General features: G+C 38.8%; 23 protein-coding genes. All 23 read right to left on the reverse strand.

Annotation, left to right across the window (positions count from 1 at the left end):
- Nucleotides 1–35: 35 nt before the first annotated feature.
- Nucleotides 36–203, reverse strand: a complete 168-nt coding sequence (locus IGI41_RS10220; protein WP_430609676.1) for a hypothetical protein — start codon at nucleotides 201–203, stop codon at nucleotides 36–38.
- The gene (locus IGI41_RS10225) at nucleotides 200–403 is read right to left on the reverse strand and encodes a hypothetical protein (RefSeq protein ID WP_430609679.1); all 204 of its coding nucleotides are present in this window, start codon (nucleotides 401–403) and stop codon (nucleotides 200–202) included. Before IGI41_RS10225 ends, IGI41_RS10220 begins: the two co-directional genes overlap by 4 nt.
- Nucleotides 396–6,644, reverse strand: a complete 6,249-nt coding sequence (locus IGI41_RS10230) for a phage tail spike protein (RefSeq protein WP_430609680.1) — start codon at nucleotides 6,642–6,644, stop codon at nucleotides 396–398. The genes IGI41_RS10225 and IGI41_RS10230 overlap by 8 nt, the downstream gene beginning before the upstream one ends.
- A complete protein-coding gene (locus tag IGI41_RS10235) occupies nucleotides 6,641–7,360 on the reverse strand; it encodes a distal tail protein Dit (RefSeq protein WP_430609682.1) in 720 nt (239 codons plus the stop codon). The genes IGI41_RS10230 and IGI41_RS10235 overlap by 4 nt, the downstream gene beginning before the upstream one ends.
- The gene (locus IGI41_RS10240; RefSeq protein ID WP_430609683.1) at nucleotides 7,357–11,499 is read right to left on the reverse strand and encodes a phage tail tape measure protein; all 4,143 of its coding nucleotides are present in this window, start codon (nucleotides 11,497–11,499) and stop codon (nucleotides 7,357–7,359) included. The genes IGI41_RS10235 and IGI41_RS10240 overlap by 4 nt, the downstream gene beginning before the upstream one ends.
- Before the next feature lie 195 nt (nucleotides 11,500–11,694).
- Nucleotides 11,695–12,054, reverse strand: a complete 360-nt coding sequence (gene gpG / locus IGI41_RS10245) for a phage tail assembly chaperone G (protein ID WP_430609685.1) — start codon at nucleotides 12,052–12,054, stop codon at nucleotides 11,695–11,697.
- Between the two features lie 41 nt (nucleotides 12,055–12,095).
- Nucleotides 12,096–12,296, reverse strand: coding sequence for a hypothetical protein (locus tag IGI41_RS10250; RefSeq protein WP_430609688.1), 201 nt, complete (start codon nucleotides 12,294–12,296; stop codon nucleotides 12,096–12,098).
- 136 nt (nucleotides 12,297–12,432) lie between these two features.
- Complete coding sequence (locus tag IGI41_RS10255) at nucleotides 12,433–13,023, reverse strand: phage tail protein (RefSeq protein WP_430609690.1); 591 nt, start codon at nucleotides 13,021–13,023, stop codon at nucleotides 12,433–12,435.
- Nucleotides 13,024–13,055: 32 nt separating this feature from the next.
- On the reverse strand, nucleotides 13,056–13,451 hold the full coding sequence (locus tag IGI41_RS10260; protein ID WP_430609691.1) for a hypothetical protein: 396 nt from the start codon (nucleotides 13,449–13,451) through the stop codon (nucleotides 13,056–13,058).
- Complete coding sequence (locus IGI41_RS10265; RefSeq protein WP_412274273.1) at nucleotides 13,448–13,846, reverse strand: HK97 gp10 family phage protein; 399 nt, start codon at nucleotides 13,844–13,846, stop codon at nucleotides 13,448–13,450. Before IGI41_RS10265 ends, IGI41_RS10260 begins: the two co-directional genes overlap by 4 nt.
- On the reverse strand, nucleotides 13,843–14,223 hold the full coding sequence (locus IGI41_RS10270; RefSeq protein WP_430609693.1) for a phage head-tail adapter protein: 381 nt from the start codon (nucleotides 14,221–14,223) through the stop codon (nucleotides 13,843–13,845). The genes IGI41_RS10265 and IGI41_RS10270 overlap by 4 nt, the downstream gene beginning before the upstream one ends.
- Nucleotides 14,204–14,482, reverse strand: coding sequence for a phage gp6-like head-tail connector protein (locus IGI41_RS10275; protein ID WP_430609694.1), 279 nt, complete (start codon nucleotides 14,480–14,482; stop codon nucleotides 14,204–14,206). Before IGI41_RS10275 ends, IGI41_RS10270 begins: the two co-directional genes overlap by 20 nt.
- A 14-nt stretch (nucleotides 14,483–14,496) precedes the next feature.
- On the reverse strand, nucleotides 14,497–14,733 hold the full coding sequence (locus IGI41_RS10280; RefSeq protein WP_430609695.1) for an Ig-like domain-containing protein: 237 nt from the start codon (nucleotides 14,731–14,733) through the stop codon (nucleotides 14,497–14,499).
- Nucleotides 14,734–14,753: 20 nt separating this feature from the next.
- Complete coding sequence (locus IGI41_RS10285; protein ID WP_430609696.1) at nucleotides 14,754–15,899, reverse strand: phage major capsid protein; 1,146 nt, start codon at nucleotides 15,897–15,899, stop codon at nucleotides 14,754–14,756.
- 25 nt (nucleotides 15,900–15,924) lie between these two features.
- The gene (locus tag IGI41_RS10290; protein ID WP_430609697.1) at nucleotides 15,925–16,683 is read right to left on the reverse strand and encodes a head maturation protease, ClpP-related; all 759 of its coding nucleotides are present in this window, start codon (nucleotides 16,681–16,683) and stop codon (nucleotides 15,925–15,927) included.
- Nucleotides 16,667–17,785, reverse strand: a complete 1,119-nt coding sequence (locus IGI41_RS10295) for a phage portal protein (protein ID WP_430612808.1) — start codon at nucleotides 17,783–17,785, stop codon at nucleotides 16,667–16,669. Before IGI41_RS10295 ends, IGI41_RS10290 begins: the two co-directional genes overlap by 17 nt.
- Nucleotides 17,786–18,381: 596 nt before the next feature.
- Nucleotides 18,382–20,073 carry a terminase large subunit domain-containing protein gene (locus IGI41_RS10300; protein WP_430609698.1) on the reverse strand — a complete coding sequence of 564 codons (1,692 nt, stop codon included), beginning with the start codon at nucleotides 20,071–20,073 and terminating at the stop codon, nucleotides 18,382–18,384.
- A 2-nt stretch (nucleotides 20,074–20,075) separates the two neighbouring features.
- Nucleotides 20,076–20,630 (reverse strand): helix-turn-helix domain-containing protein, encoded by a 555-nt coding sequence (locus tag IGI41_RS10305; protein WP_430609699.1) that lies wholly within the window; start codon nucleotides 20,628–20,630, stop codon nucleotides 20,076–20,078.
- Between the two features lie 195 nt (nucleotides 20,631–20,825).
- On the reverse strand, nucleotides 20,826–21,047 hold the full coding sequence (locus IGI41_RS10310; RefSeq protein ID WP_430609700.1) for a hypothetical protein: 222 nt from the start codon (nucleotides 21,045–21,047) through the stop codon (nucleotides 20,826–20,828).
- Entirely contained in the window at nucleotides 21,044–21,265 is a 222-nt protein-coding gene (locus IGI41_RS10315; RefSeq protein ID WP_430609701.1) for a hypothetical protein, read from the reverse strand. The genes IGI41_RS10310 and IGI41_RS10315 overlap by 4 nt, the downstream gene beginning before the upstream one ends.
- A gap of 86 nt (nucleotides 21,266–21,351) precedes the next feature.
- Entirely contained in the window at nucleotides 21,352–21,666 is a 315-nt protein-coding gene (locus tag IGI41_RS10320; protein WP_086299242.1) for an HNH endonuclease, read from the reverse strand.
- Nucleotides 21,663–21,992, reverse strand: coding sequence for a hypothetical protein (locus IGI41_RS10325; protein WP_430609702.1), 330 nt, complete (start codon nucleotides 21,990–21,992; stop codon nucleotides 21,663–21,665). Before IGI41_RS10325 ends, IGI41_RS10320 begins: the two co-directional genes overlap by 4 nt.
- Nucleotides 21,993–22,043: 51 nt before the next feature.
- On the reverse strand, nucleotides 22,044–22,631 hold the full coding sequence (locus IGI41_RS10330; RefSeq protein WP_430609703.1) for a DUF4145 domain-containing protein: 588 nt from the start codon (nucleotides 22,629–22,631) through the stop codon (nucleotides 22,044–22,046).
- Nucleotides 22,632–22,888: the final 257 nt, after the last annotated feature.

The following is a 22,888-nucleotide window of genomic DNA, read 5'->3' on the forward strand; positions in this document are numbered from 1 at the left end:
TTCCTCCAATTTTTTGTATTTAAAAAGGACCCTGATTATTCAGCGTCCTTGTTGTTTTCTTCTAATGGTCCAAACTTATCTTTGTAAGCTTGCAGCTCAGTTGCAATTTGATTAAAGGCAACCCGTAAAGTCGCATTATCTAAGTTAGCTTGCGATAACTGACCTGCGATCTCTTTAACTACTTCATTTGCATCTACGTTCATTCTGTTGTTCCTCCTAAATTAGTAATGAGATCAGTGGAAATGGCTTGACGAATATCTCGCATTCCCATTTCTTCTAGCTTTTCTTGATTAAGAAAAATATGACCGGTTGCATAGGTGTTATTTGCAAAAGTTACTTTATAAGATATCTTATATAGATTGTCTTGTTGCAAAGTTTGACCCGTGATAACAATTTTATCCATTAACTAATCCCTCCATTAAACGCTCAAGTTTATTTAACCGCACTTCTTGTAAAACATTCTTCTCAACTAATTTTTTTATCAATGGTAGTAAAGTTACCCATAGTCGATCATACTCAATACCTTCGATTTCTCCAGTATCGTAATTCGTGGAGATAAACGCATCTAACCCAGCACCGCGCAAATCTTCAGCAATTAAACCATAATGTGGTTTTAGTGTTATAGGATCAATGTCATCAAGTCCACCTTCAGTAATATCCAAAGCAGCCATTTCAGACCCATGCTTGTCAAACCAATACTTAGGATTAACAGTCAACAGTTTCATCCCCATATCTTCTGCATCCTCAACTTCAGTAATATTTAACTTGTATTTTGATGCAGAAGTGGATCTTCCAATTGTTCCGGTTGACTGAACAACCATATTTGAAGAAGAGCTATAAGTACGATTGTACACACTCGTTGATTGAATTAACTTGCCATCTCCGTCTACACCTATCCTAAAGTCTGCTGACGATAAACGGGTCTCATTGAAATATGTGTTCAATTCTCCAAATGTAATGTCATTTAAAGCGCGGTTATTATTGATTTTTAACGTTGCGTAATTTGACGGAGCGTCTATTCTACCTGTTTCAATAGCCTTTCCTTCATTGGTTGCCCCGACATACATACCATTGGAAAATGTTGCGTATTGCTCAAACCAGCTGTAGCCGTTCCCCCAAAGGTGAATGCCTGTTTCCTGGCCGTCGTGAAATGAATCGTTGATTTCCAACCTTCCGCCGGTCATATCTATACGACCAAGTAAGTTCTTGCTCGTTTTATTATCATATTGACGTAGCTTGAAATAATCCCCACCGATAAACGTTTCAGCGTAGTTTCTAAAGCTACCTTTAGTGCCGTTTGAGTTCAGGTTATAAACATCAGCAAGAAATTTATGATATCGATAACCTAGTACATACTCTCCTGTAAACCAACGTGGGTTATACGTTCCGTCTAGTTGATCTCCATAATCATAGGACGCTCTTATTCCGTTATTATCAGTCTGGATATTAATCCACCCGGTCACATTTAGTGTTCCTGTATTCGCTGTTATCGCAGACAAAGAACTTGCTACAATTTTGCTCGCATCCAGATTGATAATCTTAGCACTGGAAATAGAAGCATCAGCTATTTTTGCATTGGTAATCGCCGCATCACCGATTTTAGCATTAACGATTGCGCCGTCAGCGATTTTAGCTGTGCTTACTGCCAGGTTACCAATCTTAGCTGTTGTTATTGCTGCATCACCTATCTTCACTTCGGTAACTGCCAAGTTCGCTATTTTAGCATTAGTGACAGCCAAATTTGCTATTTTACCCTCAGCAACAGATAAATTGGCTATTTTTGCAGTAGATACAGCCAAGTCAGCTATGTGGGCGGTCTTGATTACTCCGTTTTCAATAGATGTTTGGCCCGTGATTGTGATTTTGTTCCCGGCGATTATTATTCCTTCAGTGGACACGTTGATTGCGTTGATGACACCATTCTTTTGTACTCGTAGGTCTATTTCATTTGAGAGAACTAATAATTGAGCAGCTGTTTCTTCTCGATCAGTAACATCTACAACAGATACATCATCCCACCATACGGTCCCTACTTTATGAGAAGCGGTTAAAGTAACCTTCCATTCAAAAATACCTGAACCAACGGTATAGATTTGTTTTATTTGTGTCCATTCAGGTAAAGGTCCGTCCCATCCAAGAGAATTTATAAGAGATCCATCAGATTTGGCAATCCTTAATTTTTGGTTACCCGAAATACCATCTGCATCAGCTGTCGTTTTTACCCAATAAGATACTTCATATTTTCTTCCGGGTGTAACTGGTATATTGACTCTTTGACCTATTGCGCGACCCATGGATCCAGTATTATCTATTTTAAGAGCGTTTGATCCTGAGTGTTTCTCTGTAGAATCGATAGTAAATCCGCTGGCAGTAGTCCATCCGATAAATTCGTTCTCAAATCCACCATTTGTGAACAAATTTGATCCACCATTAGCTATTTTACCTACAGTCACAGTTAATCCATTAGCTGTAGTTTCAACGGCTGTAGCTTTTGTCAGCGCACTGTTAGCCGTTGTTTCAACAGCAGAAACTGTTGTCTTCAAACCGTTTACTGTAGCTTCTGTGGTTGTTGCCTTGGATAGGGCGCTATTTGCAGTGGTAGTGGTTGATGCAATTAATTGTGTATGTCCATCTACCGTGTCGGAGATCGTGTTGACTTTAGCTGTAGTCGCGCTATCTTCAGGCGCAAGAGAAAATCCCGTTGCTATAGACCCCTCTTCAATCTTAACCTCAGCAATAGTAGGATATGAAACCCATAAATATTCAGCGCCATTAGGTGCAGTAACTGTAAATTTTGATTCTGTCGGTACACTACGAGATATAAAAGCGTAATCTTTGTCTAACCAATTGTATCTCCAGTTATCTGTTCCCGTCTTTTGAAAAGTATATTTCTTTCCTGCAGTTACTTTGATTGCTTCTTTCATTGTTGATGCGCCAGCTAAAGTAACGGGAACTGGATATACTACTGTTGTAGTTCCTGGATTAGTTCCGTTGCCGCCTAGACCTTTGTTGACTAATTCGCCCGTTCTAACTAAAAGGTTTCTACCACCAAAGCTAGACAAATCCTCTTGCACACTACTAATAGTCCGAGTAACCCCATCCACGGTCTCTTCTAAATTGTTCGCCTTTGATAATGCACTGTTCGCAGTTGTGGTTACAGAAACAATTTTGCTAGTATTACCATCTGCGGTTGACTGAGCTGTATTGGCTTTTGTTACTGCAGATTCAGCCGTCTCTTTAACTACTGAAATAGTTTGTTTTACACCTTCAACGGTTTGTTCAATATAAACGCCTTGATTGATCGTCGAGACTGACTTAGTTATTGTCAAGAATACGTTGTATAAACTAGCGTGATTCCATAGGGTCACCATAGGTTTTCCCGTTGCTTCATCTAGATATATACGAGGATGATTAGATCCCGTTCCTAGCTGATCTAAAAGCTCTAGAGTCCAACCTTGTCCGCCAGTCCCAGATGTTTGATTTGGTTTTAGACGAACTAATAATCTTGTTATCGAACCGGTTGAAAGTGTCTGGGCAGATATCTCATACATGTATCGATCGTCTAGTCCCGCACCGTTTAACTCTTTTATTTCTTTAGGAGTCGCAGTGTTGACTTGATAATAAGTGTTCCAATTAGCTGTATTTTTTTCAACGCTAGTCAGAGTTGTTTTCATGCCGTCAACTGTTTGTTCGGTAATATTGGCCTTGTTTAAAGCCGACTCAGCCGTTGTTTGAACAGAGGTTATTTTGGATGTATTTCCATCAGCAGTAGACTGTGCCGAGTTAGCCTTAGTCAGGGCACTATCTGCGGTAGTCTTGGTAGTCGCGATTAGCTGAGCATGACCGTCTACTGTATCCGATATAGAATTTACCTTGGTTACCGTTGCTAAATCTAAAGGATTAGGTTCCCAGTCCTTTATATTTTTACCCATAACTAAGAAAGCTTCTTTTAGTCGAATCTTAATTATAGAACTTTCTGAGAAAGCTATTGTAAATGTCATGCCCGTTAAATCCTGATCTGGAGATATTCCATCTAAATTCATTAATTTCCAAACACCAGATTCGGTGACATCCAAACTCATTGATGGACTATCTTTATAAGTAGAACCATATGAACTTCTAAGAAATACATTGACGGTATTTGCGGTAGACGTAGTGAGATTCTCAATATAATACCAGATACCTATCGAATATGACGTTTTTCTTTTCACCATTTCTGGAGAAATAGCAAATACATTTTGACTCATAGTTAATCTAGTAGGGGTTGCTGTTGTCTTATTTAGAGTTACATAAGAGCCTGAAAAAGCAGCATTTAAAGTTCCACTGATGCCCCATCTAGTACCGTCAGAATACAAAGAACTATTTATAAGAATATTTCTCCGTCCTTCTTCTACTTTAGATAGATCCTCTTGAATACTGGTAATATTTCTTGTTACGCCATCAACCGTTTCTTCAAGGGTATTAGCCTTATTTAAAGCACTGTTGGCAGTCGTTGTAATTGCCGTGATTTTGCTACTATTTCCATCAGCAGTACTCTTAGCGGTGTTTGCTGTATTTAAAGCGGTATTTGCTGTCGTGGTAGTGGCAGTGATCTTACTAGAATTCCCATCAGCCGTACTTTGGGCGCTGTTGGCTTTGGTTAAAGCACTATCGGCGGTGGTCTTAGTAGCAGTCAATGTCGTCTCGATACCATCGATAGTATTGGAGTTGGTGTTGGACTTACTTAATGCCGCATCAGCTGTTGTCTTAACGGTTGCTATCGTTTGCGTCTGCCCATCTACCGTTGTCCTGACCTCATTCAGTGTTTTAGTCGTAGAATCGACATCAGTCTCCAGCTTGGTCATGGTTGAAGTGATTCCCTCAACATCCTCAATTATCGTCTGTGTTGTTCCCTCGACTGCTTGAGCTTTAGAGTATGCATCATTGGCTTTGCTCTGGGCTGTTAAAATATCTGCAGCATTCGCGGCAATCGCGTTATTAGCCTCTGTTTGGACCGAAACTATCTTATCCGCGTTCTCACTAATAGCTGTATTCATCTCACCAGTGTCAATCACGATCTGATCAATCACAGCTTCAGAGTTTGCAAAATCCTCAAACAGCTTACTTAGATCAATCGTATGTTGCCCAATCTTTTCATTAGCAGCTGCTATATCCGCTTCGGCTTGAGCTACTTTTTCAAGCGCCGCATCTCCGGCTTCCTTAGCTTCATTTGCTGCCGCTTGTGCCGATTCGCCAGCTGCTTGTGCATCATCTGCGGCTTCTTTTGCACCCTCTGCCGCTAATTGAGCATCTTGGCCAGCTTTTTTCGCGTCTTCAATAGCTTTGTCAATCTCAACAAACTTACCTGTCGACATGATAAATTCCCAAATTGCGCCATTCCAGATATAAAATTCAGTGTCCTCTCCGTTCGGCTTATACCACATATCCCCGACTCTTGTTGCAACTGGCTCTCCTAAGCCATTTTCTCCAAAAAGGCCGTAGAAGATCATATTCTTCCCGTTAGCAGCAATAATCGCTGACCCAGTTTGGTTTTCGATTTCTTTAATCGACGTTTGAGTATCATTTATGATTGTTGATAATGTCGTCCGTTTTTCTCCGATTTCTATTTCATCATAGGCTTCACGAATTACGTTCCATTTTGTTCTGATTACTTTAGCAATCGTATCAACACCCAATTTTTGGTAATACACTCGAACATCATCGCATAATTCGACAGTTTCAAGGGTTGCGACATCAGCGTAATCAGCAGTCTGAGACAAATCCAAAAAAGACACCTTTATAGATGTCTTCGGGATTCCTATTTCATTGTTTTGGATATAGTCTTGTGCCAATTGTTTTAGTTTAGCTTTTGTCGGTACTTCGTCGTGCTCAAATTCATTACTAAAATCCACTGGCAGCACATTACGATTTGGGTATTCATTGATATTCTTACAATCAACCACATATCCATCGATGGTAATGATCTGTTCGTTTTCGTCATCATCCGTATAAATAGCAAAAGGATAAACAGTTGTGTATGTCTTCATGATATTACGTTCTTGCTCAAAATCCGTAATGTTACGACCGTACGCCAGAATGGTGTTAGCGGTTGTTCCGCGTTTCTTCAACAAACTGATGTGATAGTTGTCAAAACGATATTCGCCGCCCCACACGTCTAAAATAGAGCCTTCCACGCCTCCTAAAGCTTGACGAGGATTCTCCACTTTATCAATACGCCAGTATGTTTCCCCTATTGTCGAGATATCAGAATCAACTATAAAGGGATTACTGTCTAAAATAGACGATTTCCAAACATTTATAGCATTCGTCCCATTTCCATTTATTGTCACTTCGGGTTTCATAGGTAATTCTTGGCTCAAATAGCTGACATGTTCTGCATAAATCTCTGCTTTTCCTTCATGGTCCGGTACAATACGTTTGATCCGAAATCGCTGCGCGGTTAATTTCGGACTTGCATCAGCTTTGATTATTCGGTTTTCTTGCAGCAACGGATAGATTTCATCATCAACTAACACTTTGCCCTCAAGAATAAAGCTACCATTTCTTTCTTCTGTAACAAAAGCTTCTGTTACTGTTTTTATTGGACCTAAGCCAAGACTAAAAAAATCTGTTTCGTTTGCCTCATACAAAATTGGGTATGTCACACAATCACCTCCCACCTCGGGATAATCTTTATCTCTGTAACTGTCCCTGTAATCAGCACATTATTTAGTCCAGGATTAATTCCAGGCAAAGGATACGTAGTGATCTTGTTCCACTGTGGGCGAGTACCATCAAGAGATTTCACTTGATCGTATAAAACATCAATAATCACACCACCATCGATATCCTTTAGATTATATGTTGATTTACCAATCTGCAATGTAATGTTGCCAGTCCCTTTGATAGTGATTTTCGGGCGAGCAATCCGTTGGGTAGGATTATCAATTGATGTGGATAAAACTTGTTCATCAAAACCGGATTTTAAAAACTTGTAAGGCTTAACGCTAAATGTTAATATTGTCTTCCCGTGTTCGCCGATATTCGCTTCTACCTCATATTCATCAGTATAAATTGCTTGATAAATATAATCTTTATCTCCGCTAAAATATAATTCTTTCCAACCAACATTATTCTTTAACCAATTAGAAATTTCTGTAGCTCGTTGCTGTTGAGATGCTTCAGTAGGCATTAAGTAAGCAGGAAAACTTTTGGACACATTTTTCAACTTGCCATCTGTTAAATAAAGATCGCCATCTTGTCCATTTATTTCCACGAAATCACCTTTGACCTCAGGAGAGGAAAAAGAGATTTCTGTGTTGATATACAAATCAAAATCGCTTGACTTATGATTGTCTATTTCAAAATAGCCGTATGTCATTCTAAAGATCCTCTCCCTTCTATTTCAGTCAATACTGCTAATTCCTGAGCTGTTCTTCTGATATCGTTTTTAGTCTCCCAGTTTTGGGGATAAACATTGATCTGTGGATTTAAACGACTAATTGCATTTAACATCTGTCTCAATAATTCGGTCATATTTCCAGTATCTAAAGTGATGGTTTGTTTTGTATTTACAACCTCCATAGACCTTAAATTTCGAATTAATGAAGAGTCTTCCGGAATACCAACACCATCCGCATACCTAGGCACTCCGAGCTTTCGCATAATTGATTTAGTGACACTTGCCCGCGCCACTTTGGTTCCGATTGGCGCATTGGGAATATATACGTTTCTTCCTTGCGGAATAAACGGTGCTTGACCAGGAAATTGAACCAACTCTTTGTATAATGGCCCAGATTGATCGTTGACAATCATGTCTCCACCCGGATGGTAATTTGTACCTGTTGCATTCGGAATGGCTGTCTGCCCTGTTCTACGACCTCTGTACTCGACATCGATTACAACGTTTTTACTATAGACTTGAGCAATAGCGTTTCTTGCTCTCTCAACTTCACCGTAATCAGCAGTTGCATGGAGGTGTTTAGCTCCAACTCTTGTTTCGTTGTAACGATTTAATTTACTACGTGCCTGTTCAAAGTTGTTTACCGCGTTTGTATTATTTCCTAATAATTTTTTCAAAGCAGGCGGAAGTTTATTGTATTTTTCGAGAGCAGCTTGCGTTTGTTCAACCGTTAGCTTTGCTGGATCATCCGCAATTAATGTTTTTAATTGTGGGGATAACCCGTTCCATTCTTCAAGTTGACCTTTCGATTCCATCAACTTATAGACCGCATCAGCGTTGGTTACCCCTAACAGCTTCCTGTCAGCATTATATTGATTCCATATACCCAAATCATTGATAGCATCATATAAATCAACTTGAGCTTGGTCACCATCAACTAATAGCAATTTGTCAGTCAAGTATAAATCATTCCACTTGCCAGACTCTCCCATCGCAACAGCAATTTCTTCTTTTGCATTTGTGGAAATATCAGCGTTTTTAGCCATGAATTTTAATTGCTGCCAACCATCATCTGTCTTGGCTATTTCGACTAGCGTATCCGCCATGTTTGTGCGGACTTCACCTGTTTTAGGATCCAACGCTAATTGATTCCACTGGATATCTGCTTCTTCAGTGCCTTTTGCCAACATATCAAGGTTCTTTGTTGTATCGTCAACACTCGAATTAACCAGATCAGATACTTCGTCCACAGTCCATCCGTACTGTTCCCAAACCGCGGACATTTGCTCTAAACTGTATCCCTGTTCAAGTCTCAATCTCGCCAAACCAAGTATCATCGATTCAGAACTATTTCTATGCTCTTTGTCAAGTTCAGCAAGCAATTCTTTTTGGCGTTGCACGTTGTCTTGTGTTCCCTCAATGATAGTTTTCCTGTTTTGTTCATATTTTTCTTGTTCAGTATTTAAAGCCTTGCTAACACTATTTGCTCTATCTTCTAGTTGTCGATCTGTAAGTTTCGATAACTTATCCTGGTAAGCTGATTCAATTGCTATCCTCTGTTCAGAAGAGAACCCAGCCAGCTCCAATTGTTTGTCAGACAATTGGCTATAATTAGCCTCAATATATGAACGTTCTTGATCAGATAATTCACGACTGTTTTTGCTTGCATCGGATAGAATTTTATTAATTCTGTCAACTCTTTTTCTAGCCTGATCTACAAGTTGTTCACCATATTTTTTGTCGTTCTCAGCTTGTTGTTTTAAACCGTCTTGAATTTTCTGATTTTCAATACTTTCAGCGTTTTCTTTCTTCCGCTCGTATTCTTTATCAATGGTTGCTTGAATAGAATCAATAATTGCATTATTCGCTTCAATAGCTTTATTAGCAGATCCTTTAACTCCATCGGCATACTCATCAATATAACTAACAGCTTTTTCTCGCAGTTCATATGACTTAGAAATAACCTTGTCCTGTTCTTCGGTTACTTTTGTCCCCCACTTAGCACCAGCCAATTGATGATCATCATAAGCTTTCTTGCTGACGTATGCAGCTGTAGCAATTGCTCCTAATGCCACAACGCCTATTGCAATTGGCCCAGCTAATCCAGCAATAGCAGTGCCCATACCGAGAACTCCACCTGTGGCAGTTCCGACAGCACCTGTACCCGCTGCTGTTGTAGCTGCAGTTCCAACGCCAGTAATAGATGTTGCTAAACCGGCGATTGCTTTCTTTTCTGCTGCGTTGGCTACAAGTTTTACGATTCCTTTTGATAGTTTCCCTACACCAGTAGTTGTTTTACCAATTATTGATATACCACCGCCTAAGAGTTTGAGCGCTGGTCCTGCAGCTGCTGCCATTAGCCCCCACTTTATGATGTTTTGTTGTTGTTCTTTATCAAGTGAACTAAACGATTTAGCTAAGTCTCCCAGACTAGCAATAAATGGTTTAGATGCTTCGAGTCCATCTCTTAGAGCATCAACAAGCGGTCCACCGAATTCAATAGCGGCATCCACCACTTCGTTCTTCAACATTTTCAGTTTGGATTCCGTCGTATCGTACCGCTTGCCAGCTTCTTCTGCTAACGCGGTATTTTCGCCAAATGCCGTATTACCCATTTCTATTGCGCCAGCAAACACACCTGAAGCATTAGCAGCACGTAATAAACTATCGCGCAAACGAACTTCTTTGATGTCCATACTATCCAATACTGCAATTGCAGACGTTCCTTGCTCTTCTGCTTTTGATAAACCTTCGACAAAAGCCATGATTGCACTTGCCGGATCCGATTCAAAAAGATTGGCAAATTCTGCGTTTGTCATTCCGGCCACATCAGAAAACTGGATTAATGACATAGCTGCAGTATCAGCTTCTTTATATAATGATTTCAAAGAAGTAGTTGAAACGCCCATTTTGGAAGCGACAGATTTGAGTTCATTACCGCCAGATTGAACAGCTTTTACCAATTGTTCGAAAGAAACCCCGCCTTCAGCAGCCATAGCCTTTAATTCGTCGAAAGAACCAATACCATTTTCAACAGCAAGTTGCATGTTAACCATGACTTTTGAAAAGGCGGAACCACCAGCTTCAGCTTCGATACCAACTGAACTCAAAGCAGCAGCGAAACCTAAAATATCACCCTCAGACATACCTATTTGTGATCCCGCACCAGCTAAACGTAAGGCCATTGCCGATATTTCGGATTCGGTCGTAGCAAAGTTATTACCAAGATCAACAATCGCTGATCCAAGGTTACTGAATTTATCCTGAGACATTTGTGTAATATTAGCAAAACGAGCCAATTCAGTAGCTGCTGTTTCTGCGCCCATGTTGGTTGATTCGCCCAGGTCAATCATGACCTTTGTAAATGCAGCAACATTTTCAGTTTGGATTCCTAACTGTCCGGCCGCTTCTGCTACTGCCGCTATTTCAGTGTGAGTTGACGGCAATTCTTTTGCCAAACCTCTCAAACTCGCTTCCAAATCGTCGTATGAATAAACAACATTACCGTTAGTGTCAACAACTTCATCTGATGTTTTCTTTACACCAGCAAAAGCAGACTCCCAACTAATAGCAGCTTTGGTAACTGCTGTTGCACCTGCAACTAAAGGCGCTGTTACGCCAACCGTCAGGGCAGTTCCCACTTTTGATACACCAGAACCAAACTTTTGGATTTTCTCGCCTTGTTTTATAAGTGCATCGCCCTGCTTATTGAGCCACCCTGTAACACCTTGTGTTTCCACCTGCATCCGGGCTAACTGTCCAGCGGTATTCTGTAACTGTGTCTTGTAATTTGCAAGCTTGCCATTGGCATCTTGCAATTGAGCCGCCAATCGTTTTGTAGATTCCGTAGCTTTGCCATCTACAAAAGATTCGTCATAAGCTTTCTTGAGGGCGGCTACTTGGTTTTCTTGTGCCTTGATGATCTTAGATAAGCTCTCATATTTGGTGCCTAACTTGCCAAGTTGATTACCGGCCATGTCGGCAATCTTCATATTCGCTTGCATTTCTTTAGCTAGGTATGTGACTTGTTTTTTGGAGTTAGCAACGCCTTTCCCAAAATCCGCATCATCCAATCCTAGCTTGATGACCATATTTCCTAATGGAGTTGCACCAGCCAAATTATCCGCCCCCTTTCACTAAATCTGATAACGGCTTGATTACTCTTTGTTTCTTTTTCTTCGGTGTTTGTTTAAACATAATTTCATACAGATACAGTGTGTCTGTATTTAAAACGTCGTTGATCGTCCAACTTGGATAAAGCTGCAATATGGACTTCACAACATCGACTTGTAGGTCATGGTGTTCGGACGAGTTTATTTTTCGTCCTTTTTTTCTTTTGGGTCTGGTTCCTCTGCTGGTCGTTCATACCCCAAGACGCGATACATAATAATTTCCATGATCAAATCTTTGTCCCATGTATCAATACCGTCTAAAAGAACAGCGCCTGTTAAATCCTTGTCATCAAATAATCCTGCAACAAACTCGGCACGAAATTCGGTCAATTCTCTAGAAGCTGGAGCAATTTCTTTGCCTTTGCTATCCTTTTTAAAAAGTTTTGCTTCCCCATCTGTGTAATCCAACGCCTTTGAATATGGCACGTGGCTTTGTGTAAATGTTTTGCGTGTACCTTTGATCATTAAATCTAAACGGATTTCTTTCCCGATTTCTGACATAAAAAATTCCTCCCAATAAAATAGGAGAGCCTAAGCTCTCCCTAAACAGTTAATGTAATTGATTTGCTCCATGCCGATCCTAAGAAATCACCGTCATGTAAATACTGTGCTTTCTCAACATCAGTAGCGCCTACTCCTAGATTCTCATAAGCTTGGACGTAGAAATAAAGTTTGTCGCCAGTTTCCGAAGCAGGAACATCAGCAGCCGCCAAAGTCCATTTATTGGTTGTTGAGTAACCCATATTAATGGCTTGACTTGGTTGTGATTGATTTGCTCCGCTGTAATGGATCAGATATGACTTGGCACCTTGTACGGCATCCCATGCAATTTCTATGGATCCATCCTCGTTAATCTCCCCAGTAATGTTCTGGGGCGTATTAGGGTATAGGTTCTCCTAATACTGCAGTTTTCAGGGACGCAACTGCTTCTTCTCCCCAAGCGCGTAATACTTTTACAGATTTTTCAACAGTATCAATTTTAATTTTTCGAGACATTGCGTTATAAACATATTCGCCAGCTTCTGGCGTAAAATCCTCATCATTTTTGGTTGCCAATGAAAAACCATCTCGGTTAAACGATCCTGCCACCATTGCAAATGCTACTGGCTCGCCATACAAATCCTCTGCTTCGGCTACTGCAGCCATATAAGGCGGTTCTGTTTCATCGCCAAACCCATCAATTTTTTCTGCCATTTTGATCAAGCCTAAAATTTCTTGTTCAATTTCTACTGGTACGTCTAACAAACCAAAGTTTGCAGCTACGGAACCAGTACCTTTTCTAACCAAGTAATATTCAACATTACCCGCAAATACCTTTACTGCTTCTTTTGATAGTCCGGTTAAATCAAATGCTGTAGGACCACCTTCTTTTTGTTTACCTTCTAGTACATGGATCTCCGCTGTTGTGTCTGGCTCTAACGTTTCTGAAAGTTTCCGAACTGATAATTTATCAAAACCATAAGTTTCCATTTATAAATTCCTCCTAATAAAATAGACACCGATTAATAATCAGTGTCGTGAATTTGTGTGTTTTTTCTGTATCGCCTTGCATCTACAAAGCGTTTTGTTTCTGAGAAATATTCATCAAGCCCACCGCTTAACTGAACATATCCGAATTCCCACATTGTAGCTTTCACTGCTTTAGCAATTTCTTTTGTCAAGATTCTTGATGTTGTCTCAACATTGATTTGGTAACTGAACGTTTGAGACATCTCTTTGTTGGCTGCATAATAGGCACTCGTTGGCGGACCAAGTGGCGTATCAATGATAATAAAAGGCTTGGATGTGTCAAAACTTTCCGGAACTTCATAAAACTTGATTCGACCAGGTGTAACCTCTTTTGCGATTGTAGGATCCACAGATAAAACATTATAGACTTCCATCATCATATCTTTCATCGTGCTAACTCCTCCATATCCGATCGTAGCTTTTGAAGTGCTGACCCCTCTGTTTTATCAACGACACCTTGCAGCTTACCCATCCCTCTTGGACTAACGTATTTGCCAAAACGAGTATAACCAAACTCACTCAAATGGACTAAACGCCAACGGGAACCAGCGCCCCAACCAACTTCAACACGCTTGGGCGGCCCTTTTTTTACTCCAGAAACAATAACTGTATCATGTGTTTCCCCTGTATCTATGTAGCTGGACACAGCTTCTTCAACATCTTTTTTCAGTTCATTTCCATAGTTCTTTAAGGCCTTGTTGATTACACGAGTAGTCCTTGCAGTGCCAAGTTTAGCTTCGATGTTCTTGATAATGTCATCCATACCTTCAACAGACACACTCATGAGGTCACCCCCAAGATGATTTTTAGAAAGTCGTTGTTTTCCAGGTCGGGTGCAAAATCTACAATATCCCACACATCATCTTTGTAACGAAAATCATCCAAAACTACTTTATGCGCATTGTCTGGCAAATAGTCTGTATATGGATCTCTAATCTTGATTGTCACAGCTTTCTTTGTTCCTTTGCCGCTAAGAATGTCCCTATCTTTTGAAGAAGGGTTGTAGACTAAGCAAGTGCAAAAGTACAATTTTTTGTTGGTACTCTCCCCAGGTTCGGGGCCTTCGTTTGGCTTAACCTCAAAAAAAGTAACTGGTGTATTCAGGTCACCAGCTACAATTTCAGGTCTTTCATATTTTACTTTAATCGGCAACTTGATCACCTACCAAATCTATCGAGGCATCCATGATCATCGTTTGAAAATTATCATAAAAGTATTCGAGTGCCTCGTTTCTTAAATAACGAGTACGCTCATAGACCAACTCTTTGCCCTTTTCATACTTTGTAGGGTCAAACTCTCCGATAATTGATTTGATATCAGCAAACCCACTTTCCAGCTGTTTGCCGATGTCTACGTCTTCCGAAGAATGAAAAATACGAAAGCGGGATTTGTATTCATCAATAAAGGTCTGCTCATCCATTTACTGCCACCTCCCTATTCTGCAGTGACAGTCACTTCACAATCCGTAGTCAATCCGTTAGCTGTTGTCGCTGTGATGATAGTCGTTCCTGCACTGACTGCTGTAATTTTGCCTTGTTTTGGCGTAACAGTAGCTATTGCAGCATCTGAGCTTGTAAACGTCACTGATTTGTCAGTAGCTGTTTCTGGGTCAACGGTAGCAGTCAAAGTTTCGGTTCCCCCGACAACAAGAGAGACAGTGGTTTTATTCAACGTCACTCCTGTGGGGGAAATTACTCCCCCGAGCCACCAGCAGGTACTCCATCCGAAATTTTTAAATCCCAAACTGCTGCAACCTTATTATCTTTTGCTTTACCATAAACGAATGTTTTAGCCGTATATAAGTCTAAATCTTCTAACGCCAAGGTCTGATCAAATTTCTTAATTGCAACTCCGCCACCGACATACGCATCATAGCGCCCATTCACGAAACTCAAACATTTACTAGTAGCTTGTGCTTCAGATTCAATAACTTGAATATTGAAAGGTGTGTTTTTAGCATACAGCCCGCCGTTAGTAACAATAGTGAATGCAATATCTAAATCTGTGCTATCTTCAGGTGAGATTACTAAATAAAGTTTGCCAGCAGTATTTAGTCGTTTGCCGTTTTCTTTGACAGAATGGAATTTTTTGATTTTTCCCATCTCCAAAAGATTTTCTTTACCATTGGCAAGTGGATCAATTGTTAATGTTCCTTCAACTTCTTTTTCAGGATATACGCCACCTGTGATTGCCACGTCTTTTTGAACTTGTCGATTCAATCCTACTGGTTGGTCCTTACCAGTACCAGATAAGAAAGCTAATTCCATCGCAACGGCGAAAGCTTCTTGAATTTGTAAACGGACAAACGACTCAATCCAAGCTGGACCAAATTGAGTTAAATCTTTAGGTAAAACAACAAATGCCGTTAATTTGTTTTGAATAGATTCTTCTTCGCTAAAAGTTGCATCTAATTGTCCTTTAATTTCATCAAAAATCTTACCCCATACTGCTACTCCGCTTGTTTCAGACTTTAAGAACTTCAAGCGTAATCCAGCATTTTTCACACCAATTGCTGCCAAAAGTGGATGTTCCGTGACAACATCATCGAAAATTTCATCTATAGTTTCTTGAGGTAGCAACGTTTCTTCTTTGTATCCTACTTCTTTATTGATTTCATTGAAGAATTTACGTTGTTCAGCAGCTAACTTAGCATCCCGGGTAGTTCCTGCAGCATATGATTCAGCAGCTGCTTCACCAGCTTTTTTAGCTTCTGAAATCATTTGGTCCAACATATCACCATAAAGTTCACCAACTTTTTCAGTTGATTCGTTATTTTGTACTGCTTGAATCCATGCTGCTTTAGCATTTTCAAAATCCTTTGATAGTTTAATTGTCATTTCTATGACCTCCAATTTTTTTGTATTAAAAAAGAAACTTAGCAAATGGAGACTCATTGCTAGGTTTCTCAATTTCTGTTTCTATTACATTATCTTTTTTCAAATTTTTAGTAACATCGTTAACAATGCGCTGAACTTGTTCTTCGTTAAAATTTACTTGCACTGATTGTACTTGCTGATTTTTCAACTTTTTAACTTCGTTAATTAGTTTTTGTGGAATTAAGCCGCTACTGCCATCAGCTACCAATTGTGGCCGATCTTCATTTTCAAACATAATTGAATCAGCAAATCCGTTCTCAACAGCCTCTTCAGCTGTTAGCCATGTTTCATTTTCCATTAAAGTTAAAACTTCATCCTTGCTTTTACCCGTTTTTGCTACATAAGCATTTGCCAATGAGTGATTTGCTTTTTGCAAAATCTCACTCGCTTTATCCATTTCATGGTAATCCCCACCGGCTCCCATTGAAACATTGTGAATCATAATCTGACCCACAGGGCTAATTGCAACTTTATTCGCGCCCATTGCAATAATACTTGCAGCACTTCCAGCCATCACAACATTAGCTGTAACTTTACCACTATGTGCACGTAGGCCAGTATAAATCTCATTTCCCATGTCAACTAAACCACCATAAGAATTGATTGTAACTTCCACGTCTTCACCGTTTTCTGGAAGTTTAGATAAAACATCATTTGGACAAGTTGCTTCCATATCAAGCCAATCGTAAAACCATTTATCATCACTTGAAATGATTGGTCCGTTAATTTTAATCTTCACCGTCATTTTCGTTCTCACCTCCTTTTAATACTTTTTCATAGTTCTTTGTCATAATGAGCTGTTGACCTTCGCCGTTCGCTAATGGATCATAACCAAGTGTATTTCGAACTTCATCACGTAAGAATGTTCCGGAAGACACAATCTTATCTATTTGTGTTGCATATTCCAAAATATCTTTTGGTAAGACGTTGGTAACCTCGATACGCTTTCCACTTGTGTACTCTTGACGAGTTAGGATTTTAGCCATTAACTCGTCTTGAAGTTTTTTTACTAGCGGTGCGATACACAATTGACGAAACGCTTTAATATTGGAATCAAGTTCAGATTTTTCGCCATAGATGAGAGAAGTTGGAACCCCTACTGCATTAGCTATATCATCAATCAATGAAGATTTCATTTTATTTAATTCTTCAAGTGATTGATTTGATACACCTTGTTTATTTGTATATTCTTCATACTCGAAACCTTTTACTTTTGGTACAATAGCTACTGAATTTGTTTTGAAAGAATTCCAAACTTTGTCAATGTACTCTTGAAGCCGCTGAGACCTAGGCTTACCGTCTTTTCCTTTTTCGTCATTTAACGACCCTGTTGATTCGATGGATACGGATCCACGAATTTGATTATTTCGCATAGATATTTCTAGGATACGACCAAAAAGTTCTACATAATCATCGAACAAACCTTTCGTAAATTTCTCCAATTCTTCATTGTTGTATTGAAGAAAAATTACATCAGACATCTTGAATATTTTTTTAATTGTATAGTTTTTGACTGATACCATAGAAAATGTATCTTCGTAAACAGCGTACTCTTCACGGTAATAATCATCAGCAATTAACATCTGATTATCATCAGTAAAAATCACTAACACCTCATTTTCATCTAAAAGTCGATAGAAAAACTTTTCCCAAAAGGTTGCTGCTGATATGTCCGAATTGGGGCGCACATTCAAGATGTAATTCCATTCTTCAACATCATCTTTATTCTTGAATTTGACTTCTAACGTTGACATAGTACGAGCCACAAAATCTAGAACAGTATTCTTTGCCATAGTTTTTAAATACGGACGTTGCGCTAAGTTATCAATAAATTCATAGTCTAACATCCAGTCAATTTCATTGTTCTTTTTAAATATATCTAAGATACCCAAATATTTTCACCACCTTTCAATTGGATTAGATATATGGATCACCTTCACTTTCCGGCAAATCGCCTACCTGATTTATTTCGAATCCGTTCAAGCGGTTTCTTCTTGTAACCCAAAGATGTTGTGGTTACTTTAGTGAAATAGACTATATTTCCAGCCATCACATTATTAACATCGCGCTTAACATTTAGATATTGCGGTTTATACATAATGATCACTCACTTCCTGTGCGAAACCCATTCAATCAACATTGCAATAAATAAAATAAACAGAAATATCGGTATTAGAATATACCAGTATTTAATAAAAAATTCCCTTTCGGTTAAATGAATCCAATCACTGAACATAACTTACCCTCACTTTCTAAAAATTAAGGAATATACTCGAAACTACCTTCAACTACTAAAGCACGGTCCATTCCAGTAGCTTCTTTCAGCTCGGATTTAATTCTCTCTTTTTCTTCTTTATTTTCCCTAAAATACATGGAATAGATAAAACCACTAAACTATGTTTTGGTATCAAAAAAATTCTTGCCATTTTTTTCAGCTCGCTTTCTAAAAATCAATTTCATCCAACATGTCAAAGGCATCATCGTAATCTACCTGTTCATCAAGTTCTGTAGCTTTATACAAAGCATGAACAAAAGCTTGAAATCCATCTGTTTTACGTTTAACTTCTTCTTTTTTCAGAAACTGCTTACCCACTTGTGTCTCCTTCACATAAACATTATTGGTGAACCAACGCATTAACGGATTATCACCAAAGATAAATTTATGGTTTGCAAATCCGTCTTCTACGCGAGGAGCTAATAACGGGTGCAAATTAGCAGGTCTTTTTAATCGAACTACTTCAAATCCTTCTTTTTCTAACATTGGTGCTAGAATATCAGCTTTGTAATTATCCATAACGATTACCCTCACTCCGTATTCATCTCTAGCTTTAATGAACCAGTCTACAATGTATTGAGGATTCAAAGACGGCTCATCAATAACTTTCATCAGTCCCATTTTTTCCCATTTCTTGATGGGTGCTCTTTTTTCGCTACCAACGAGTTGTTCTTTGAGCGAGTACCCGTAATGCACATCACAAAATTGTTTCATGGCAAAAGTGAATGCTTTGAAAGCATATTCGAACTTTTTCCGATTTTTAAAAAGCAATCCACATGTTGCAAAATCTCGAACACTACCAAAATCTAAGGATCCAATCGGTACTGTATCTAATTCAAAAAATGGTCGATTAGTCGCCATCATCTCTTCTCTTGTTGCAACTGAATTTTCCATATTATCTTCAAGAAAATTCATACGTTTCGTGACAAAAGCGGTTCGTCCAGATGGTTCTGTCGCCAGTTTCTTATATTCTTTCATAATCCGATTGAATAGGCGCTTACCGCGTTTATTTAGAGGAATTTGCAACGCTGGATTAGCTTTCGGCCATAATTCTGGATTATCCATTTCTTCGATATTATCAATTTCGCACACATAGGGAAACACACCCTTAAACTCTGTCACTCCATTCAGAATGTCTTCACATTCCCGGTACTTGATATCAAAGTAGCCCTCACGTACAAAACCTTTTGTACCAATGAAGAATTGTCTACCATGATCTACCTTTCCGAGACCGCCTGAGAACACATCGACAATATCGGTATTCTCCATTTCATGGTATTCATCATAAATTACAGCACCTTCACGACCGCCATCTTGTGAACTAGCATTACTTGTTTTATATTCAAATACTGATTGTGTTTCTAACCCTGTCAAACTACTTTTGAAGGCTTCAAATTCTTCTTTTAAATCTTCGTTACCTTTTTTATTTATTACTCGATAGCATTCTTGAAAACTTCGTTTAGCTTGTTTTTCGCTATTGGCTACAATTGAAACATCGTAGTAGTCAATTCCATGAAGAGAACTGACAAAATAATTTGCTAGTGTTGAAATAAACCCATTTTTACCGCCACCGCGTCCCATATTTATGACAAATTCATCAAAAACAACTTCATCATCATCTTTGTAAAACAAAAAGATGAATGCGGAAATAAATTTTTCCCATTCATCTAACTCAAAATACCAAGCTTGACTAAACTCAATATAATTATCAATTTGTTCCTCATCGAAATAATAAATATCGTCACGAGGTAAAATTTCTTCTTCTATTAATTTTAAAAGTTGTATTCTTTTTTCGTTAAGGATTAACTCACCGGATTTCCATTTACGAATATATTGATCAACATGCGGGGTAGTAAGCATTTCTATTTCCTACCAAGTAACTTGCTTTTTTTATCAACTTTCACATTTTGCGGTAATAAATCGGTGAGTTGCTTGATAATTGCTTGGTATGTTTTATCTCTATTGTCATAATTTTCGACAATTGGTCTTTTTCTATCATAAGGCATTTGATTTTCGCTTTGCTTAAATTTTTCATATTCTCCGTTTTCGATAATATCTTTCCAGTTATCATCTAGCAAAACTCTTAATCGTGCAGCTTGAGTAATTAGTCCTTCAACCAAACTAAGTTTGTCACGAGGAATTTTGTTAAAAATTTTTTGAAGACGATCTTTTTCTAACTTCACACGTTTTTCCATGTCATCCATACGGTCATTCAGTAAGAAATGTAAACTGCATCCAAGTACCTTCGCTATAGAACTTAACTTCTCAATACTTGGTGAATTTTTACCATTTTCAATGCTTCCGTAGTACTTACTGGAAATTCCACTTTTGGTTGCCACATCAACTTGTGTCATCCTTTTTTCAAGTCTTTTTTGCTTCATTCTCGATCCAACTAACTTAGAATCCAAACTAATCACCTTCTTTCTATTTTCAATGTGTGGGGCTAGGAGGGGGGAGGGGCAAAAAATGTATGCTGCATTTGCAGAATTGACCCCTTCCACCGGTTCCCTCGAGTGGGGATTTGATACAAAACTTTTCGACCGGGGGTCTTATATATCAACGTTTTAAAAATAAAAGTGGTGAGCTATCCCAATTTAGAGATTTCTCACCATTCATTCCGTATCTTGTTCGCCTAAGTGATAATCGATTCGCATATAGATGTTCCGACCGCCAGCTTCATCAATCGTTGGTGCATTATGTTCATCTTGAAACATTGCATCGTCCATGATTATTTCTCCGCTGGCAACCGCTCGTTTAAATGAATCTAATCTTTGAAGTGTTTCGTTCAAGAATTTTACTTGTTGATCTGTGGTTGTAGATATTTCTTTGCTCATTGGTCCAGCACCTCCCCAGTGATTCGATCAATAGATAATACTTTCTGTTTAGGATCATCATTAGTCACATAAATAAATGTAATCACATTGGTTCCTTCACCCCAGTCGTGCTTTGTGACATAATGGTTAGTCATAACCACAACTCCGACTTCCCTGCCTTTGATATAAAGCTTAGGTACTTTCCCATTCAAATCGAAGCTAACGTCTTCGCTATTCAATCTCAACACTCCCTCGTATTCAATTCCAGTAACATGTAAAACAGGACCGGAATCATCATATTTGCAGAATAATCTTTTCAAAACACCTACCACCACTCATCATCCCACTTTCTTTTTTTTGGTTGGCCACGATAGTTCATTCGATCGTGTCGCTTATTGTGACAGTCTTTGCATAACGTCCTCAAGTTGTCTGGATCAAACGCAAGCTCTGGATTTGTTTCCAACTCTTTAATGTGATCGACTTCTAGTATCGAATCATACTGCGTGGTCAGTCTGCCTTCGGCTTTACACCATAAACATTCGTAGTGATCTCTCTCAAGTATTTGCTGTCTTAGGTTGCGCCACTTTGTTGATCCATAAAACCTAGCACGATCTGCTTTGGTTTTGACAACAGGTATCATTGGTCTTTGGCAAGTTGCTCAACGTAAACATTTACCAAGGCACGCTGCACTTGCAAGATTCCATCTACTCCAAGCTGAGTTACATCTAGGCCCATGTGGTCCTTTATAAACGTAGCATTTACTGGTGCCTCAAGCGATCTCTTCATCATGTAATAGTTCATTGCTGCAAGTTCATCTACCTTCAATCCATAAGCTGTGATGACTTTCCAGAACAGATCAGCAATAGCATCCATGTCCTTTTCTTCTCGCAACTGAGTTAGTAGCTTGATAAAGTCGTCTTGTTTTTCTTTAACAGATTTCTTTTTGTAATCCTGTGGTTTCTTCATTCTTATCGCTCCTTTTGGGCATAATAAAAACACCTGAGGTTAATCAGGTGTTTAATCATTACTATCTTGATGTTCATCATTATATTCAAAATTTATTAATAATAACATTTCAAGCAAGTTAAGTATATCTTTTGCGTCCTTAGAATTTTTTGACGTTTTATTGTGCGTTGCGGAATTTCCCTCTGTTCGAATTTTGTCAATTACTTTTTTATTTCTTCTTGGAATATACCCTTCTTCTACTAAAAAATTAATATAATATGTAAATTTATTACCGTCTTCAGCACCATAATAAATGGCTACATTTGCTAATGCTTTTCTAGAAATCAAAATAACTGCGGTATAAGCCTGTATTTTATAACAATCTCTTGCCTCTTTGTACAAATAAGAAACGATCTCTGGTAGGTTTTTAATCTTTCTACCATATGCGCTTCCCGGCATTTGATAGCCACCTTCTTCATTTTCAATCATGGATACACAACCACAAGATGGACAAATCATTGCAAACATATTAGAACCATTTGCAAACATACCTTTCTCCGAGCTGACTTCCCTCTCACAATAACCACACTTATAATCAATCGTGATGTTATACTGACGGTTTATAGATTCCCAAGCGTTGAATATTTTAGGGCTTTCCATTCTCTCACACTCTCCTTTTATCAGATATAAATATCATACCTAACAAAGAAGCAAAAGTGAACAACTAAAAAAGACAGCACTAGCGAATTTCGAAATGAGGAGTTTCACCTCGATTCAAAGTAATGTGCTGCCTTTCTATTAGTCAAAGAAGTTTCGCGATAAGGAGATTACCTCCTTTCGGTATTTGGATTAGTGTGAGTAGTCCAAGCCGACGCTCTCCGTTTCTTCTACGCTATTAATATAACCCGTTTGAATCA

Origin of the sequence: Enterococcus sp. DIV0876 (genome assembly GCF_050529585.1) — a bacterium.
In the GTDB taxonomy this organism is placed as follows: Bacteria; Bacillota; Bacilli; order Lactobacillales; family Enterococcaceae; genus Enterococcus_D.